Origin of the sequence: Microbacterium sp. 13-71-7, assembly GCF_002257455.1 — a bacterium.
Taxonomy (GTDB): Bacteria; Actinomycetota; Actinomycetes; order Actinomycetales; family Microbacteriaceae; genus Microbacterium.
In genome coordinates, this window is record NZ_NCKN01000065.1 from 1 (window position 1) to 18,064 (window position 18,064).

An 18,064-nucleotide genomic window follows, 5' to 3' on the forward strand; every position below is an offset into this window, starting at 1 on the left:
CGGGACCACCGACATTCGAACCCCCAGATCAGCCCATGATTCCGAACTGTGCACAACTCCCCGGACACACGACCTGTGGAGGACGAAACGACCACCCCGGCACCCCCTCACACGCCCCCGTGCACGACCCGGCGCTCTCCGAAGCCCCCTTCACACGGTCGGCCCGGCCGTTCCTCAGCCGGGCCGAAGCCATGGCTGAATGAGCATTCAGTTCACGGTATCCTGCGTTCGTGGACGATGACACTGGGATCCTGATCTTCCTCGGCGTAGGCGTGCTGGTGCTCATCGGCATCATCGTCTTCGGTGTGCTGAGCACACGGCGGAAGCGCACCGCCACACGGCGCACCTTCACCGTGCGCCAGGCGTCGATCGGCGGCCAGCCGTTCCTCGAGAGCTCCGACCTCGACGCCTCGGACAAGCGCCAGGAGGAGCTGTTCCGGGACACCTATCTCATCGGCGGAAGTCTCGTGCTGGCGTGGGCCGGGGTCGACGGCGACCGGATCGAGCAGGAGGTCCATGTCTCGCGGATCGCGCGGAGCCTCCGCGCCGGATGGCCGCAGGCGAAGCTCGGCCTCTCGGTCTACTTCCGCGAATGGGAGGGCAGCGAATTCCCCGCACGCTTCACGGTGAAGGGCCGCGACAAGGTGACGGCCATCGAGCTCGACGCGACCGGCGCGCGCGCCGTCGACGCCGCCGGGAATCTCGTCTGGTCGGCGCCCTGGGAGCGATTGCTCGTCTCGAACGGAACCGACATCGTGCTCTCGGACGGTGCGGCGAAGACGATCCGGTTCGAACCCCTGGAGGACGAGCGCGAGCTGGAGGAGATCCTCATCAAGTACGGCACGATGAAGCAGATGCACTTCTGACGCGCCCGACGCGGATCCTGCCCGCCGCGTGTGCGACCCGCATGGGTTCCCGGTGCAGGGCGTGAGCAAAGCGTGAGGAACCCCCGCTCGCGGTAACGGAACCTGTTCGATCGGATCCGTGCTCGACATCATCTACGTGGCTCTCACGCTCGCGCTGTTCGCCCTCGTCGCGCTGATCGCGAAGGGGGTGGAGAAGCTGTGATCGTGATCGAGATCATCGCCGCCGTCCTCGCGGTCGCCGCGATCGGCTACCTCGTGGTGGCCCTCGTCGCCCCGGAGAAGTTCTGATGGGCGCCGCGGACATCTGGCTCGGCGTGCTGCAGGCCGCGACCGTCATCGCCGTCCTCGTGCTGCTGTACCGCCCCCTCGGCGACTACATGGCGCGCGTCTACACCGGAGCGAAGGACCTGCGCGTGGAGCGCGGGATCTACCGCCTGATCGGGGTGGACGCCTCGTCCGAGCAGACCTGGCGGGCGTACGCCCGCAGCGTGCTCGCCTTCTCCGTGGTGGGCCTGCTGCTGCTCTACCTGCTGCAGCGCGTGCAGCAGGTTCTGCCGCTCTCGCTCGGCCTGCCGGCGGTGCCGGAGGGACTGGCGTTCAACACCGCCGCGTCGTTCGTCGCCAACACCAACTGGCAGTCGTACTCGCCCGAGCAGACCATGGGCCACCTCGTGCAGCTCGCGGGCCTCGCGGTGCAGAACTTCACCTCGGCGGCGGTCGGGATCGCGATCGCGATCGCCCTCGTGCGCGGCTTCGCCCGCCGCGGGAGCGCGACGATCGGCAACTTCTGGGTCGACCTCATCCGAGGCCTGATCCGGCTGCTGCTGCCCCTCGCCATCCTCTCCGCGCTCGCGCTCATCGAGGGCGGCGTGGCATAGAACCTCTCCGGCTTCACCGACGTGCACACGGTCGCGGGCGCCGCGCAGTCGATCCCCGGCGGTCCCGTCGCCTCGCAGGAGGCCATCAAGCTCCTCGGCACGAACGGCGGCGGCTTCTACAACGCCAACTCCGCGCACCCGTTCGAGAACCCGACCGCGTGGACGAACCTGCTCCAGATCCTCCTGATCCTGGCGATCCCCTTCGCCCTGCCGCGCACGTTCGGACGGATCGTCGGCGACCACCGCCAGGGCTACGCGATCGCCGCCGTGATGGGCACGATCTTCCTCGTCTCCCTCTTCGCGCTGAGCGCCTTCGAGGTGAACGGCCAGGGCGCCGCGCCGCAGCTGGCCGGTGGCGCGATGGAGGGCAAGGAGCAGCGCTTCGGGATCCTCGGATCCGCGCTGTTCGGCACCGCGTCGACGCTCACCTCCACGGGCGCCGTGAACGCGATGCACGATTCGTTCACCCCGCTCGGCGGCATGATGCCGATGATCAACATGATGCTCGGCGAGGTCGCCCCGGGCGGCGTCGGATCTGGTCTCTACGGCATGCTCATCCTCGCCGTGATCGCGGTGTTCGTGGGAGGGCTGCTGGTCGGGCGCACCCCCGAGTACCTCGGCAAGCGCCTCGGCCCGCGCGAGATCAAGCTCGCGAGCCTCTACATCCTGGTGACGCCGACCCTTGTGCTGGCCGGCACCGCCCTGAGCTTCGCGATCCCGCCGATCCGCGCCGACGTCGAGAAGACCTCGATCCTCAACCCCGGCCCGCACGGGCTCAGCGAGGTGCTGTACGCCTTCACGTCGGCGGCGAACAACAACGGATCCGCCTTCGCCGGCCTCACCGCGAACACCCCCTGGCTGAACACCGCACTCGGCGTCGCGATGCTGCTCGGCAGGTTCATCCCGATCGTGTTCGTGCTCGCCCTCGCCGGCTCACTCGCCCAGCAGCAGCACGCGCCGGAGACGGCGGGAACGCTGCCCACGCACCGCCCGCAGTTCGTCGGGCTCCTCATCGCGGTCTCCGTCGTGGTCACCGCCCTCACCTACTTCCCCGTGCTCACGCTCGGGCCGCTCGCAGAAGGACTCGTCCGATGACCGTCGTCGACACTCCGCTCACCCACCCGTCCCCGGAGCCGCATCCCGGCACCGGATCCGGATCCCCGAAGCGCCCGCAGCACGCGTTCGGGTGGTCCCAGCTCGTAGGGGCGCTCCCGGGCGCGCTGCGCCGGCTCAACCCGGCGATGCTGCTGCGCAACCCCGTGATCCTGCTGGTCTGGGCGGGCGCCGCCCTCACCACCGTGCTGGCGATCGCCGAGCCGTTCCTGGGATCCGACGCCACGAAGTCCGGCGGCACGCCCGTGCCGAACGGCTTCACCTGGTCGATCGCGGTCTGGCTGTGGCTCACCGTCCTGTTCGCGAACGTCGCGGAGTCGGTCGCGGAGGGCCGCGGAAAGGCGCAGGCGGCCACGCTGCGCAAGACCCGCACGAGCACGATGGCCCGGCGCGTCACGGGCTACGACGCGGCGGCCGATCCGGCCGCGGAGCGCGCGGTGACCGAGGACGTCGCATCGGGCGACCTCCGCCGCGACGACGTCGTGATCGTGGTCGCCGGCGAGCCGATCCCGGGCGACGGCGACATCATCGACGGCATCGCGACCGTCGACGAGTCGGCGATCACCGGAGAGAGCGCGCCCGTGGTGCGCGAGTCGGGCGGCGACCGCAGCGCCGTGACCGGCGGCACCCGCGTGCTGTCGGACCGGATCGTGGTGCGGATCACCTCGAAGCCCGGCGAGACGTTCGTCGACCGGATGATCGCGCTCGTCGAGGGCGCCGACCGGCAGCGCACCCCCAACGAGATCGCGCTCAACATCCTGCTCGCGAGCCTGTCGATCGTGTTCCTCGTGGTCGTGCTCGCGCTCAACCCGATCGCCTCGTTCTCCGCGTCTCCTGTGAGCATCCCGGTGCTGATCGCCCTGCTCGTGTGCCTCATCCCGACCACGATCGGCGCGCTGCTGAGCGCGATCGGCATCGCCGGGATGGACCGGCTCGTGCAGCGCAACGTGCTCGCGATGTCCGGCCGCGCGGTCGAAGCCGCGGGCGACGTCACCACGCTGCTGCTCGACAAGACCGGCACGATCACCTACGGCAACCGCCGCGCCACCGACGTGCGGCCCGTCGCCGGGGTCTCCGCGGAAGAGCTGCTGCAGGCCGCGGCGCTCTCCTCGCTCGCCGACCCCACGCCCGAGGGCGCCTCGATCGTCGAGCTCGCGGCCGCCCGCGGCATCATCGCCGTCGCACCCGAGGGCGCGGAGACCGTGCCCTTCACCGCGCAGACGCGCATGAGCGGCGTGGATCTGGCCGACGGATCGCAGATCCGCAAGGGCGCAGGATCCGCGATCCGCGCCTGGATCGAGGCGTCCGGTTCCGGCGTCGGCGTCGACGAGGCGGCCCGCTTCGCCGACGAGATCGCCGCCTCGGGCGGCACCCCGCTCGTGGTGGCCGTGGTCTCTTCGGGGGGAGAAGCCAAGGTCCTCGGGGTCGTGCACCTCAAGGACGTCGTCAAGGAGGGGCTGGCGGAGCGCTTCGGCGAACTGCGCAGCATGGGCATCCGCACCGTGATGATCACGGGCGACAACCCGCTCACGGCGAAGGCGATCGCGGCCGAGGCCGGGGTCGACGACTACCTCGCCGAGGCCACCCCGGAGGACAAGCTCGCCCTCATCCGCCGCGAGCAGGAGGGCGGGCGCCTCGTCGCGATGACCGGGGACGGCACCAACGACGCCCCCGCCCTCGCGCAGGCCGACGTCGGCGTCGCGATGAACACCGGCACCTCGGCCGCCAAGGAGGCCGGGAACATGGTGGATCTCGACTCGGATCCGACCAAGCTCATCGACATCGTGCGCATCGGCAAGCAGCTGCTCATCACCCGCGGCGCGCTGACCACGTTCTCGCTCGCGAACGACATCGCGAAGTACTTCGCGATCATCCCGGCGATGTTCGCCGGCGCCTACCCCGGTCTGGGCATGCTCAACATCATGCAGCTGCACTCCCCGGCTTCCGCGGTGACGAGCGCGATCGTCTTCAACGCGATCGTGATCGTGTTCCTCATCCCGCTCGCTCTGCGGGGCGTGACCTACAAGCCGGCGGGCGCCTCGCAGATCCTGCAGCGGAACCTGCTGATCTACGGCGTCGGCGGGATCGTCCTGCCCTTCATCGGCATCAAGCTCATCGACCTCATCGTCGCCCTGATCCCCGGCTTCTGACCGACGCCCTTCCCCGAAAGGCACACCATGTCGAACCTCCGCGGCACCGTCCGCATCACCGGCGTCGCCGTCCGCGCGATGCTCGTGCTCACCCTCCTCCTCGGCGTCGGCTACACACTCGCCCTGACCGGCATCGGCCAGCTCGTGCTGCCCTGGCAGTCCAACGGATCCCTGGTCGACGCCAAGGGGAACGCCACGGGCGGGTGGACCGGCGGGGACGCCCCCGTCGGCAGCGCCCTCATCGGCCAGTCCTTCACGGACGCGAAGGGCGACGCCCTGCCGCAGTACTTCCAGCTCCGTCCGTCCGCGGCGGGCGAGAAGGGATACGACCCGACGGCCTCGGGCGGCAGCAACCTCGGTCCGAACAATCCCGATCTCGTGAAGGCGATCGCCGAGCGTCGCGCCGCGATCGCGGCCCGCGAGCACGTCGCCGAGTCCGCGGTTCCCGTCGACGCCGTCACCGCCTCGGCGTCGGGCCTCGACCCGCACATCAGCCCGGAGTACGCGCTGCTCCAGGTGAACCGGATCGCCGAGGCGCGCGGCCTGGATGCGTCCGCCGTGCGCAGGCTGGTGGAGTCTAGGATTCAAACGCGCGATGCGGGCTTCCTCGGCGAAGAGCGGGTGAACGTGCTCGCGCTGAACCAGGCCCTCGACGCCCTGCAGCGGTGAGACGCGGCGACGAGAGGGCACGTGCAGTGAGCGAGGCGATGATGGGCGCGAGGCGCGAGGGCGGATCCGGAGCCCGCGGCCGGCTGCGCGTGCTCCTCGGCGCAGCGCCGGGCGTGGGCAAGACCTACGAGATGCTCGGCGAAGGGCACCGCCTCGCCGAGGCCGGGCGCGATGTGGTCATCGGGATCGTGGAGACGCACGGTCGCGATGCGACGCTCGCGCAGACCAAGGGCATCGAGCAGGTGGCGCGCCGGGTCGTCACGCACCGCGGGGTGCAGCTCGACGAACTCGACGTCGACGCGGTGCTCGCCCGTCGGCCCGAACTCGCCCTGATCGACGAGATGGCGCACACCAACGCGCCAGGATCCCGCAACGCCAAGCGCTGGCAGGACGTGCAGGAGCTCCTGGACGCCGGCATCGACGTCATCACCACCGTGAACGTGCAGCACATCGAGTCGCTCAACGCCGTCGTGGAGAAGATCACCGGCGTCGTCCAGCAGGAGACCGTGCCGGATGCCGTGATCCGCGACGCGGACGAGGTGGAGGTCGTGGATCTCGCCCCGCAGACTCTGCGCGACCGCCTCTCGGCGGGCCAGGTGTACCCGGCCGAGCGGATCGATGCGGCACTCTCGAACTACTTCCGCCTCGGCAACCTCACCGCCCTCCGCGAGCTGGCTCTGCTGTGGCTCGCCGACGAGGTGGACAGCGCGCTGCGCAGCTATCGCTCCCAGCACGGCATCGACAGCTCCTGGCAGGCGCGCGAGCGCGTGGTCGTCGCCCTCACCGGCGGCCCCGAGGGCGAGACGCTGCTGCGCCGCGGCGCGCGGATCGCCGCGCGCTCGGCCGGTGGCGAGCTCCTCGCCGTGCACGTCACCACCCAGGACGGGCTGCGCGGCGACCGCCCGGGCGCGCTGAGCGCCCAGCGCGGCCTCGTGGAGTCGCTCGGCGGCAGCTACCACCAGCTCGTGGGCGACGACGTGCCGGGAACCCTGGTCGAGTTCGCGCAGTCCGTCGACGCCAGCCAGCTCGTGATCGGCGTGAGCCGGCGCTCGCGTCTCTCCGCGGCGCTCACGGGGCCGGGCATCGGCGCGGAGATCATCCGCCGCTCCGGCGACATCGACGTGCACATCGTCACCCACGCCGCCGCCGGCGGGCGCGGCCCGCTCCCGTCGATCAGCGGCGGCGCCCTGGGCTGGCGGCGTCAGCTCATCGGGTTCGCGGTGGCCCTGGTCGGCGGACCGCTGCTGTCGTGGCTGCTGTTCAGCCTCAAGGCGCCGGGATCCATCACGAGCGACGTGCTCAGCTATCAGCTGCTGGTCGTGGTGGTCGCCCTCATCGGCGGACTGCGCCCCGCCCTGTTCGCCGCCGTGCTGAGCGGCATCACACTCGACTTCCTCTTCGTCGAACCGCTCTTCACGGTGACGATCGCGGATCCGCTGCATGCCCTGGCGCTCGTGCTGTACGTCGTGATCGCGGTGCTCGTGAGCATCGTCGTGGACCAGGCCGCCCGGCGCGCCCGCGCCGCCCAGCGTGCGGCAGGAGAGGCGGAGCTCCTCGCGGCCGTGGCGGGAAACGTGCTGCGCGGCGACAGCGCCCCCACGGCTCTCGTCGCCCGAGCGCGCGAAGCGTTCGGGCTGAGCGGCATCCGGCTACTCTCCCCCGACGGCACGGTCATCGCCGCCGACGGAGAGCCGCTCGGCGGAAGCGTCGACGGGGCGGATCCGGCCGGATCCCCGCCCGCCGGATCCGCGGCGGGCGGGCACCGGTCCGCCGCGACGGCCGGGATGCAGGTGGAGACCGTGCCGGTCGGCGTCGGCGCGGACGGCCGCCCGCGCGCGGTCCTCGAGCTGCACGGGGCGGACCTCGACGCCGCGGGCCGCCGCCTGCTCGACGCGATCGTCGCCCAGCTCGCCGCGGCGATCGAGCACACGGATCTGCGCGAGACCGCGAGCCACGCCGCGGTGCTCGCCGAGACGGACCAGGTGCGCAGCGCCCTGCTCTCCGCACTCAGCCACGACCTGCGCCGCCCGCTCGCCGCGGCCGTCGCCGCGGTCGGCGGACTCCGCAGCGCGCACCGCCTGTCCGCGGAGGACCGCGCGGAGCTCGTCGAGACCGCCGACGAGAGCCTCGCCACGCTGTCGCGCCTGGTGACGGACCTGCTCGACGTCAGCCGCGTGCAGGCGGGGGTGCTGGCGGTGTCGCTGGGCCGGGTGGACGCGGCCGGCGGCGTGGTCTCGGCGCTCGACGAGCTGTCGCTCGGACCCGCCGACGTCGAGCTCGCCCTGGATCCGACCCTGCCCGCATTGCGGGCGGATCCGGTGCTGCTGCAGCGCGTGCTCGTGAACCTGCTCACCAACGCCGTGCGGCACTCGCCCGCCGGCGACCGGGTGATCGTGTCGACGAGCCGCCTCGGCGAGCGCGCGGAGATCCGCGTGGCCGACCGCGGAGAGGGCATCCCCGAGGATCAGCGCGAGAGCGCGTTCCTGCCGTTCCAGCGGCACGGCGACACCGACAACACGACGGGACTCGGCCTGGGCCTCGCCCTGTCCCGGGGTTTCGCCGAGGGCATGGGCGGTACGCTGACGGCCGAGGACACCCCCGGCGGCGGCCTCACGATGGTGGTGTCGCTGCCGCTCGCGGAGGCTCCGGGTTCGGAGGTTCCGGATCCGGATGCCCTCGTCGACGGCCACGACCGCGAGACCGGATCCCCCTTCTCGTTCCCGTCGCGAAAGGTGCCGGAAACCCGCGCGGAAAGCGGCAGGCTTCGCGACGGGAACGACCTAAACACGCCCACCGAGGAGGACCCGCGATGAAACTGCTCGTCGCCGACGACGATCCGCAGCTCGTGCGCGCCCTGCGGATCACGCTGGCCGCGCACGGCTACGACGTGATCGCGGCCCCCGACGGCGCCGCCGCGATCGCGATGGCTGCGCAGGCGCACCCCGACATCGTGCTGCTGGACCTCGGCATGCCTAAGCTCGACGGGATCGCCGTGATCGAGGCGCTACGCGGCTGGAGCGACGTGCCGATCCTGGTCGTGTCCGGGCGGACCGGATCCGCGGACAAGGTCGAGGCGCTGGATGCCGGCGCCGACGACTACGTGACGAAGCCGTTCCAGGTCGACGAGCTGCTCGCACGGCTGCGCGCCCTCGCCCGCCGTCGCGGTGGCGCACCCGCGGAGTCCTCCGTCTCATTCGGGGAGGTGGAGGTGGATCTGGCCGCCAAGGCCGTGACGCGCGGCGGATCCCGCGTGCACCTCACGCCGACGGAATGGCAGATCCTGGAGCACCTCGCCCGGCACCCCGGGGCGCTCGTGACGCGCCAGGAGCTGCTGCGCGAGATCTGGGGCACCGAGCAGATCACCGACACCGGCTACCTGCGGCTGTACCTGTCGCAGCTGCGCAAGAAGCTGGAGCGCACCCCCAGCGCCCCCGAGCACCTGCTCACCGAGCAGGGCATGGGCTACCGCCTGGTCCTGGACCCGGCCTGACCTGCCTTCCCGGGGTCGTCGAGCGAGGACGGCGGAGCCGACCGAGACGAAACGCGGTGCTCTCGCGAGGGCACCGCGTTTCGTCTCGCTTCGCTCGCTCAACGACCGGGAGGGACGCTGCTCTCACGAGGGCACCGCGTTTCGTCTCGCTTCGCTCGCTCAACGACCCCGGGAGGGGCGCCGGGAGGGGCGACCCGGAGGGACGCGCGGATCACACGTCGCGGGAGCGCCAGAGGAGCCAGACGAAGTACGGGGCGCCGAGCACCGCGACCACGAGCCCCGCGGGCAGCTGAGCGGGGGCGATGACCGTGCGGCCCACGGCATCGGCGAGGCCCACCAGCACCGCCCCGAGCAGCACCGCGACCGGGACCACGCGCGCATGCCGGGCGCCGACCAGGGCGCGCGCGGCGTGCGGGGCGACCAGGCCGACGAAGCCGATCACGCCGACCGCCACCACGCTGAACGCCGCGAGCAGCGCCGCGACCGCGAGGATCAGCAGTCGGGAGCGCTCGAGCTTCACGCCGAGCACCCGCGGGGTGTCCTCGTCGAGTGCGAGCAGGTCGAGCTCGCGGCGGCGCAGGAGCACCACGGGCAGCGCGATCAGCAGCACGACGGCCAGCGGCACCACCTGATCCCAGATCCGGCCGTAGGTCGTGCCGCTCAGCCAGGTGTAGATCTTCGGGGTGTCGAACGGGCTCGATCGCAGCAGCACGAACGACGTGAGCGCGACCGCCGCCGAGGAGACGCCGATCCCGATGAGGATGAACCGATCCGCGCTGAGCCCGCCGCGCCAGGCCAGCAGGTACACGAGGCCGAACGCCGCGATCGCGCCGACCACCGCCGCCACGAGCATGCCGAACGTGGAGGCCGCGGCGCTCGTCACCACGAGCACGGCGCCCAGCCCCGCGCCGCCGGTGATGCCGAGGAGGCCGGGATCCGCGAGCGGGTTGCGGCTCACGGCCTGCGTGAGGCATCCGGCGAGCGCGAGGGCCGCGCCCGCAGTGACCGCCGCGATCACCCGCGGCGCCCGCTCGTCCAGCGCGAACGCGATCTGCGCGGGCGCCTGCCCCTGCAGCCAGAGCAGCACGTCCCCGGTGAGCAGCGGCGTCGCACCCAGCAGCAGCCCCGCGATCGCCACGGCGACCACCAGAGCCGCCGAGATCCCGAGCACGAGCCGGAAGCGCAGGGGTCCCCGCACCCCGAACCGGATCGACGGTGGTCGTCGCGTGGGCCCGGAATCGCGCAGCCGCCGCGCCATCACCACGAGCACGACGGATCCGAGCACGGTCGTCGCCACGCCCGTGGGCACGGCGATCGCGCCCTCGGCCCCGATGACGAGCCGCAGCAGGGCGTCGGCGAGGATCACCACGAGCGCGCCGATGAGGCCGGAGGCGGGCAGGAGCAGGGCGTGCCGACCGAGGCCGGGGACGATCCGCACGAGCAGGCGCGCGAGCACGGGCGCGCACAGCCCGACGAAGCCGAGCGGGCCGGCGAGGGTGACCGCGGTCGCGGTCAGCAGCACCGAGAGCAGGATCCCGAGGACGCGCGTGGAGCGGATCCGCACGCCCAGGGACGCGGCCAGATCGTCGCCGAGCGCGAGCACGTCCAGTCGGCGGGCGAGGAGCAGCGCCAGCAGGCCGGCGACCACGACGACCGGCGCCGCGCGCAGGAACGCCTCGAGGCCGAGCTGCGACAGGCTGCCGCTCCCCCACGCGAGGAGCCCCTTGGTCTGCTCGCTGAACAGGATCAGCAGCGCCGAGGTCGCGGCCTGGAACGCGAGGGCCAGGGCGGATCCGGCCAGCACGAGCCTGGTCGTCGAGGATCCGGCCCCTCCCGCGAGTCCCAGCACGATCGCCGCGGCCACGAGCCCGCCGGCGAACGCGACGATGCCCGACGCCCAGAACGGGATCGAGATCCCGAACGCGGCGACCGCGGTGATCGCGAGGTAGGCGCCCGCCGTCACGCCGAGGGTGTCCGGGGAGGCGAGGGAGTTGCGGGCCAGCGACTGCATGAGCAGGCCGGCCATGCCGAGCGCGACGCCGACCGCGACGCCCGCCGCGAGGCGGGGGAGGCGCGCTCCGAGCAGGATGTCCGGATCGGCCCAGACCGCGCCGCTCGTCCCCTGGGTGAGGTGCCAGCCCGCGGCGGCGACCAGCGCGAGCAGGAGCAACAGCAGCACCCCGACGGCGCCGAGGCGCGCACGGGCGCCGGTGCTCTCGTGCCGGACCCGGGTCACCGGGTGAACGCGGCGACGTACGCGTCGGCGATCTTCTCAGCCGAGCGGGGTCCGCCGAAGGTCCAGATGCCGGTCGGGAACGCGTGGATCCGCTTCTCCTTGACCGCCGGGATCGAGGCCCAGGCCGGGTTCTTCTCGGCCGCCGTGATGAAGCTGGCGCTGTCGGGGTCGTCGGTGCCGGTGTGCAGCAGCGTCGCGGATCCGACGGTCGTCATGCCCTCGATGTCGGTGCTGCCGAGCCCGTACGCGGGGTCGGTCTCGCCCTTCCACACGTTCGTGAGGCCCAGCTCGCCGCCGATCGCGCCGATGAGCGACCCGGTGCCGAACGGCCGCAGCGACACCGTGCCGCCGTCGACCCAGCCGTCGAAGTAGACGAAGTCCGTGCTATCGGGCTTCGCGGCGGCGAGGGCCTTCTTCGCCTCCTTGAGGTGGTTCTTCATCCCGGTCGCGACGACCTCGGCGCGCTCGGTGCGGCCCGTGGCCTGCGCGATCAGGTCGAAGGTCGCGAGCAGTTGCTTCACCGGGTCCTTCGCGTCCGCGCCGATCGTCACGAGCACGGGCACGCCGTACTTCTCGAGCTGGCCGATGATCGCGTCGTCGCGGGTCTGCGCCTCGACGATGACGAGGTCGGGCTTGGTCTGGAACAGCGCGTCGAGGTTGGGCTCCTGACGGGTGCCGACGTCCTTGACGCCTTCTGGCAGCGTCTCCGCCTTGTCCCACTGGCGGTATCCGGCGGCATCGGCCACGGCGACCGGCGTGACGCACAGCGAGAGCGCGTCCTCGACCTGCTGCCACTCCAGCACGGCGACGCGCGCGGCGGGCTTGTCGAGCTTCACGGTGCGGCCGATGGCGTCGGTCACGCTGACCGGTCCGGTGGCGGTGGCCGTGGTGTCCTTGGCGCACTCCGCACTCGCGGCGGGTGCTGCGCTGTCGGTCGGCGCGGCGACGGAGGTCGTTCCGCAGCCGGCGAGGGCGAGGGTCGTCGCCGCGAGCAGCGAGAGGACGGCGAGGGGCTTGCGCATGGTTCTCCAGGGTCGGTGGGTCGGGGAGGTCGGGGAGATATCGGGATCGGGGGATCCGGCCACCCGCGGTCAGGCGAGCTGCGGCTCTCGGGCGGGGCGGCGCGCGGCATACCGGCCGCGCGGGATCACGCGCACCCGGCCGTCGTCGTCGAGGGCGGTGTCGATACGCAGCCCGTAGGCGGCGGACAGGTGCTCGCCGGTGAGCACCTCGGCGGGGGTGCCGTCGGCGCGCACGCGACCGTCGTGCAGGAGCACGACGTGGTCGGCGACCGCGGCGGCATGGTCGAGGTCGTGCAGCACGACGCCCACAGCCGTGCCGGCGTCGGCGAGGTCGCGGATGAGGTCGAGCGTCTCGATCTGGTAGCGCAGGTCGAGATGGTTGGTCGGCTCGTCGAGCAGCAGGATCGGCGTGGTCTGTGCGAGCGCGGTGGCCAGCCAGACGCGCTGCAGCTCCCCTCCGGAGAGCTCGTCCACGGGACGCGCGCCCATCGCACCCAGGCCGGTGAGGTCGAGCGCGCGGTCGATGGCCGCCCGGTCCTCGTCGCGGAGGCCGGAGAAGCGCCCACGGTGCGGGTGCCGGCCGAAGGCGACGACGTCGCGCACCTCCAGGCCCGAGGGGTGGGGACGGGACTGCGACAGCATCGCGACGGTGCGCGCGAACTCCTTCGCGTCCAGCGTCGCGGCGTCGCGGTCGGCGCCGGCGGCGTCGATGCGCACGGATCCGGCGTGGATGCGATGCAGCCGCGCGATCGCCCTCAGCGCGGTGGATTTGCCGCTCCCGTTCGGGCCGATGAGGGCCGTGACGGATCCGGGCCGGAGCGTGAGGGCGACGTCGTACACGACCGGCGTACGCCCGTAGTGCAGCGCCAAACCCTCCGCCACGAGCCCGGCCTGCGGGAGGGAGCCGGAGGAATCCCGATTCGTCATGTTAGGGGAGCCTAACCTATCCTTGTGAACGTGTCACATCACCCCTACCGGACCTACCGCACCACCGTCGCGCGTCGCGAACAGCTGTCGCCGAACTTCCTGCGCCTGACGCTGACCGGCCCCGACCTCGTGCATTTCGGCACCGCGGGCCTCGATCAGCGGATCAAGCTCGTGCTGCCGCTGCCCGACGGATCCTTCACCGACGTCGGCCAGTTCGACGAGTCGGTCGGCATGATGGAGTGGTATCGCCGATGGCGGGAACTCCCCGATGAGACCCGCAATCCGATCCGGACCTACACGATCCGCGCCGTACGTCCGGAGTCCCGCGAGATCGACGTCGACTTCGTGCTCCACGGCACGGAGGGCCCCGCATCCGCCTGGGCCTCCGCCGCAGGACCCGGTGCGCCGCTGGTCGTGATCGGCCCCGACGCGCGCGCCGATGAGACCGGCGGACTGGAGTGGAACCCGGGCGATGCCGGGTCGGTGCTCATCGCGGGGGACGAGACCGCGGTGCCGGCGATCTGCGCGATCGTCGAGTCGCTGCCCGCGCACGTGACCGGATCCGTCTACATCGAGGTGCCCACCGAGGCCGATGCGCTGCCGCTCACGGCACCCGAGGGCGTCGCCGTCCGGTGGCTGGCGCGCGGAAGCGCCGCGCACGGGCTGCGGCTGAGCGCCGCGGTGCACGCCTGGGGCGAGACGCGGGTCGCCGAGACGACCGCTTCGGCTGCTGCGCCGGGCTCCGCCGAGTTCGCGGATCCGAGCGAGGACGAGGTGCTCTGGGAGGTGCCGGAATCGTCGGTCGGATCCTGCTACGCATGGCTGGCGGGCGAGGCGAGCACGATCACCGCGCTGCGCCGCCACCTCGTGCGAGGCCTCGGCATCGACCGTCGCTCGGTGGCGTTCATGGGGTACTGGCGCCGGGGAAGGGCCGAGGCGGCCTGAGACCGGCGGTCTCAGGTCGGACCGGGTCAGTCCCGGTCGGTGCTCCGCGCTGTCCCGTACGCGGAGCACCGGACCGGACCCCAGAACGGCCTCATCGGACGATTCCATCCGCATCGCGAACGTGCGGGGGAGCAACACCTCGCAGCGCGGCGATCGTCCACCCCGGCGCACCGGGGAGAGGCGCAGTCGGGCGTGTCAGGGCACGCCCGACCAACAGTCAATCAGCCGCGCGAACCGCCGGGGCCGGAATCCGGGTCATCTCACCCTGCATTTCACCCCGGTAGCGCGCGGAAGACCGCGGTCGCCTCATGACGCCGCGATCGCGACGGCGCGGCCTGCCCGCGCCTCAGCCGCCTATGCCCATGCCTCGCTGGATGAGGCGGTCGAACACGCGTGCGGGCAGGATCCGGTGCGCGAAGACGAGGGGCTTCGCGCCGAAGCCGATGAGATAGCGGGCACGGGGTCGGCGGGCCGTCGCCGCCTTCGTGATCGCCCGGGCGACCACGTCCGGCGCGGAGGTCATCCGGGCGTTCGGCAGCGAGCTGCCGCCGAGAGCGGTGGCGACGGCCTCCGCCTGCGTCCGATACGGGCCGCCGCCGGAGGTCTCCCGCACGTTGGTCGCCGCGATCCCGCCCCACTCGGTGCGGATGGATCCGGGCTCGACGACGACCACCTCGATGCCGAACGGCGCCACCTCCATGCGCAGCGCATCGCTGATCGCCTCGACCGCGTACTTGCTCGCGTGGTACCAGGCGCCCAGCGGGGTCGTGAAGTGCCCGCCCATCGACGAGATGTTGATGATGGTGCCGCTGCGCTGCGTGCGCAGCTGCGGCAGCACGAGCTGCGCCATCCGGGCGAGCCCGAGCACGTTCACATCGAGCTGCGCCTGCGCCTCCGAGAGCGGCACGTCCTCGAGCGCGCCGTAGGATCCGTACCCCGCGTTGTTCACGAGGACGTCGATCCGCCCCTGCTCCGCGAGGATCTGGGTGACCGCGGCCTGCGCCGAGGCGTCGTCCGTCACGTCCAGGGCGATCGTGTGCGCCCCCGCCGCCCGCAAGGCCGCCATCCTGTCCACGCGGCGGGCCGCGGCGTAGACCGTGAACCCCGCGTCCATCAGGTGACGCGCGGCGGACTCTCCGATGCCGGAGGAGGCCCCCGTGACGAGTGCGACCTTCGTGACCATGGTGATCTCTTCCCCTGCCCTTTGCGTCCGAGTCCTTTATCGGACCAATGGTCTTTAATCTAAGGAACCATCGGTCCGTTGTCAAGAGACCGCCAGTCTGTAGAATCGGAAGGTGACCACGTTCCAGCGCGCGCGCAGCGAAGAGCAGCGGGAGATCCGCCGCCGAGCGATCCTCGAGACCGCCGCCGCGATGCTCGCCGAGATGCCCGTGGCCGAGATCAGTCTCAACGAGCTCAGCCGTCGCGTGGGTCTGGCCAAGTCCAACGTGCTGCGGTATTTCGAGTCGCGCGAGGCGATCCTGCTGGACCTTCTCGCTCAGCTCGCCCGGGATCTGTACGTCGAGGTGAGCGAGGGGATCCGCGCCGCGATCGATCCCGCGGCCGACGTCCGGCAGCGCGTCGCGAGCACCGCCGAGGCCCTCGCCGCCGCCTTCGCCCGACACGGGATGCTCTGCGAACTGCTCGGAGCACAGGCCGGCGTGCTGGAGCACAACGTCTCAGCCGAGACCGTCGCGCGGTACAAGCGCGACGGCTACGAGTCCCTCGGCCGTTTCAGCGCACTGGTGCGGCAGGTGGTTCCCGAGCTGACCACGGCGCAGTCGGAGGAGGCCGCGCGGGCGATCCTGATCGCCGTCGGCGCCTACTGGACCTACGCGCATCCGCCTCAGGCCGTCCTCGACGCGTACGCCCTCGACCCGTCGCTGGTGTTCCTCCCGGAGCAGTTCCAGGGATCCCTCGCCCGCGTCATCGACGTGCTGATCCTCGGAGTGCTCGCGGCCTAACCGTGGTGCGCCGGCTTCAGCGTACGCAGGGTCCTGACCGACCGGACGCGCCGCCGGCTTCAGCGGACGCGCTGGGCGACGGCGGCCTCCGTGCGGGAGGAGACGCCGAGCTTGCGCAGGATCGCGGAGACGTGCACGCTCGCGGTCTTCCCGCTGATGAACAGGCGCTCGCCGATCTGACGGTTGCTGAGCCCCTCCGCGATGAGGTCGAGCACCTGCTGCTCGCGCGCGGTGAGCTCCACGCCCTCCGCGGCGTGCGCCGCACGCGATCCCACGCGGTGGAGACCTGCCGCATCGATGAACTCCGCGGTACGGCGGCGCAACCGATCGTGGCCGAGCGCCTCCGCGGAGGCGGCGGCTTCCGCGGCCATGTCGATCGCCGATGCCCTGTCGCCGTCCGCGACGAACACCCGTGCCCGTTCCAGGCGGACGAGCGGGCGGAACACGGCGGGCACGTCGTCGCCCTCTGCGACGACGATCGCCGCGTCGAGCTGCTCTCCGTCCGCATCGAGGACGGCGGTCAGCACGGCCGCCCAGTGCGGGTGCTGCAGCTCGGCGGGCATCGAGGACCACGCGGTGCGCACGATCTCGGCGGTCTCCGCGGCGAGCGCCGCATGGCCGTCCGCACGCAGATCCGCGACCACGCGGCCGCCCTCGAGCAGGATCCGCCCCAGCAGAGCGAGCCGCTGTCCCGGATCCTCGATCGTCTCGCGCAGCCCCGCCGCAGCACGCACCGGATCCCCGAGGCCGAGTGCGATGAGGATCTCCACGTCGTGCAGCGAATACCAGACCTGTCGTTCGACATCGGCGACGGCCTCGGCGGTCGTGCGCCATTCGCGCAGCAGCTGGGCGGCCTCGTCCATGCCGCCGCGCCAGACGAGCGTGCGGATCCGCGACATCGTCGAGTACATGCGGAACACCTGCAGCGTGCGCATCGTCATGTCACGCGCGGTGCCCTCCTCGGCGCGCGCGATCTCGCCGAGCTCGATGAGCGGCTCGACCATGTTGTGCGACAGGATCGAGCCGGTCGCCCGCTCGACGCCCAGCTGCCGGGAGTGCGCGACCCCGGCCTCGGCGACCTCGACCGCCTCGCGGAAACGGCCGATCATGTTCAGCGTGTCGGCGTAGTTGACCCGGTAGCGCAGCTGCGCGTCGTGGTCGGTCGCGTGCTGCCAGGACAGCCGGAAGTCCTCGAGCCCCGCCGCGACCTGACCCAGATGCACCCGGGCGCAGCCGCGCAGGTTCGCCGCGACCGACATTGCGCCGTCGAAGCCGATCCGCTCGGCGGCCCGGTAGGCCTCGTCCGCGGTGCTCACCGCCTGCTCCAGCTGCCCTCCCACGAGGTGGCGTCCCGCCAGGTAGCCGAGCAGCGTCGTGCGCAGGCGCTCCTCGCCCTCGCGCCCCTCGATGACCGCGAGCGCTTCGGCCAGCAGCTCGACGGATCCATGCCGGCCGAGGTTCTGCAGGTAGAGGGCCTTGTCGCGCAGGAGTCTGGCATGCACGGCCGGCTCGACCTCGGCGGGGTCGATCTCCTGGAGCGCGAGCGACACGACGGCGAGCGCCCGCTCGCCGTCGCCGCCGTTGCGAAGGATCGAGCCGAACTGCGCGAGCAGCGGGATCCGTCCGATGCCGGCGACCTCCTGCGCATCGGGCACCTGGTCCCACAGCTCCAGAGCGAGCTCGCCGAAGCGCGCCGAGGTCGAGAACGCATAGCTGTTCTTGGCCTGCAGCATCGCGGTGACCGCGGCGGCGAGCGCGCGCGGCGAATCGTGCGACTGATGCCAGTGGAAGGCCAGGGCGGATG

The 18,064-nt window shown here is 72.0% G+C and carries 13 protein-coding genes and 1 pseudogene; 9 read left to right on the forward strand and 5 right to left on the reverse strand.

The genetic code is table 11. The features are described from left to right. The first annotated feature begins 230 nt into the window (after positions 1 to 230). The 7 genes and pseudogenes from B7X32_RS08380 to B7X32_RS08410 all read left to right on the forward strand — a co-directional run bounded on the left by B7X32_RS08380 (position 231) and on the right by B7X32_RS08410 (position 9,166). Positions 231 to 866, forward strand: a complete 636-nt coding sequence (locus tag B7X32_RS08380) for a hypothetical protein (RefSeq protein WP_292718458.1) — start codon at positions 231 to 233, stop codon at positions 864 to 866. A gap of 198 nt (positions 867 to 1,064) precedes the next feature. Next, entirely contained in the window at positions 1,065 to 1,154 is a 90-nt protein-coding gene (locus B7X32_RS08385; RefSeq protein ID WP_292718460.1) for a potassium-transporting ATPase subunit F, read from the forward strand. Next, positions 1,154 to 2,839: pseudogene (kdpA, locus tag B7X32_RS08390) on the forward strand (potassium-transporting ATPase subunit KdpA). The gene B7X32_RS08385 and the pseudogene kdpA overlap by 1 nt, the downstream one beginning before the upstream one ends. Continuing rightward, positions 2,836 to 5,007: a potassium-transporting ATPase subunit KdpB gene (gene kdpB / locus B7X32_RS08395; protein ID WP_292718462.1), complete on the forward strand. Its 2,172-nt coding sequence runs from the start codon at positions 2,836 to 2,838 to the stop codon at positions 5,005 to 5,007. Before kdpA ends, kdpB begins: the two are co-directional and overlap by 4 nt. A gap of 27 nt (positions 5,008 to 5,034) precedes the next feature. Beyond that, complete coding sequence (gene kdpC / locus B7X32_RS08400; protein ID WP_292718464.1) at positions 5,035 to 5,676, forward strand: potassium-transporting ATPase subunit KdpC; 642 nt, start codon at positions 5,035 to 5,037, stop codon at positions 5,674 to 5,676. A 38-nt stretch (positions 5,677 to 5,714) separates the two neighbouring features. Next, complete coding sequence (locus tag B7X32_RS08405) at positions 5,715 to 8,489, forward strand: ATP-binding protein (RefSeq protein WP_292718466.1); 2,775 nt, start codon at positions 5,715 to 5,717, stop codon at positions 8,487 to 8,489. Next, positions 8,486 to 9,166 (forward strand): response regulator transcription factor, encoded by a 681-nt coding sequence (locus B7X32_RS08410; protein WP_292718468.1) that lies wholly within the window; start codon positions 8,486 to 8,488, stop codon positions 9,164 to 9,166. Before B7X32_RS08405 ends, B7X32_RS08410 begins: the two co-directional genes overlap by 4 nt. A 211-nt stretch (positions 9,167 to 9,377) precedes the next feature. Here the strand turns inward: B7X32_RS08410 and B7X32_RS08415 are convergent, their stop codons facing one another. From B7X32_RS08415 to B7X32_RS08425, 3 genes are all read right to left on the reverse strand, one after another. Beyond that, positions 9,378 to 11,402 (reverse strand): iron ABC transporter permease, encoded by a 2,025-nt coding sequence (locus B7X32_RS08415; protein WP_292718470.1) that lies wholly within the window; start codon positions 11,400 to 11,402, stop codon positions 9,378 to 9,380. Further along, a complete protein-coding gene (locus B7X32_RS08420; RefSeq protein ID WP_292718472.1) occupies positions 11,399 to 12,424 on the reverse strand; it encodes an iron-siderophore ABC transporter substrate-binding protein in 1,026 nt (341 codons plus the stop codon). The genes B7X32_RS08415 and B7X32_RS08420 overlap by 4 nt, the downstream gene beginning before the upstream one ends. A 69-nt stretch (positions 12,425 to 12,493) precedes the next feature. Next, entirely contained in the window at positions 12,494 to 13,351 is an 858-nt protein-coding gene (locus B7X32_RS08425) for an ABC transporter ATP-binding protein (RefSeq protein WP_292718474.1), read from the reverse strand. Positions 13,352 to 13,381: 30 nt separating this feature from the next. Between B7X32_RS08425 and B7X32_RS08430 the strand changes: the two genes are divergently transcribed. Then, positions 13,382 to 14,296, forward strand: a complete 915-nt coding sequence (locus tag B7X32_RS08430; RefSeq protein ID WP_292718476.1) for a siderophore-interacting protein — start codon at positions 13,382 to 13,384, stop codon at positions 14,294 to 14,296. 346 nt (positions 14,297 to 14,642) lie between these two features. On the opposite strand, the gene B7X32_RS08435 is transcribed toward B7X32_RS08430, so the two are convergent. Further along, positions 14,643 to 15,479, reverse strand: coding sequence for an oxidoreductase (locus B7X32_RS08435; protein WP_292718478.1), 837 nt, complete (start codon positions 15,477 to 15,479; stop codon positions 14,643 to 14,645). A gap of 112 nt (positions 15,480 to 15,591) precedes the next feature. Here B7X32_RS08435 and B7X32_RS08440 point away from each other — a divergent pair, with 112 nt between their 5' ends. Beyond that, positions 15,592 to 16,260 carry a TetR/AcrR family transcriptional regulator gene (locus B7X32_RS08440; protein ID WP_292718480.1) on the forward strand — a complete coding sequence of 223 codons (669 nt, stop codon included), beginning with the start codon at positions 15,592 to 15,594 and terminating at the stop codon, positions 16,258 to 16,260. A gap of 59 nt (positions 16,261 to 16,319) precedes the next feature. Here the strand turns inward: B7X32_RS08440 and B7X32_RS08445 are convergent. Then, on the reverse strand, positions 16,320 to 18,064 hold a 1,745-nt coding region (locus tag B7X32_RS08445), incomplete at its 5' end, for a response regulator transcription factor (protein WP_292718482.1).

Coding starts and splice junctions, on each gene's coding strand:
- kdpB (WP_292718462.1), top strand. CDS start 2,836: ATGACCGTCGTCGACACTCCGCTCACCCACCCGTCCCCGGAGCCGCAT.
- kdpC (WP_292718464.1), top strand. CDS start 5,035: ATGTCGAACCTCCGCGGCACCGTCCGCATCACCGGCGTCGCCGTCCGC.
- B7X32_RS08405 (WP_292718466.1), top strand. CDS start 5,715: ATGATGGGCGCGAGGCGCGAGGGCGGATCCGGAGCCCGCGGCCGGCTG.
- B7X32_RS08410 (WP_292718468.1), top strand. CDS start 8,486: ATGAAACTGCTCGTCGCCGACGACGATCCGCAGCTCGTGCGCGCCCTG.
- B7X32_RS08420 (WP_292718472.1), bottom strand. CDS start 12,424: ATGCGCAAGCCCCTCGCCGTCCTCTCGCTGCTCGCGGCGACGACCCTC.
- B7X32_RS08425 (WP_292718474.1), bottom strand. CDS start 13,351: ATGACGAATCGGGATTCCTCCGGCTCCCTCCCGCAGGCCGGGCTCGTG.
- B7X32_RS08435 (WP_292718478.1), bottom strand. CDS start 15,479: ATGGTCACGAAGGTCGCACTCGTCACGGGGGCCTCCTCCGGCATCGGA.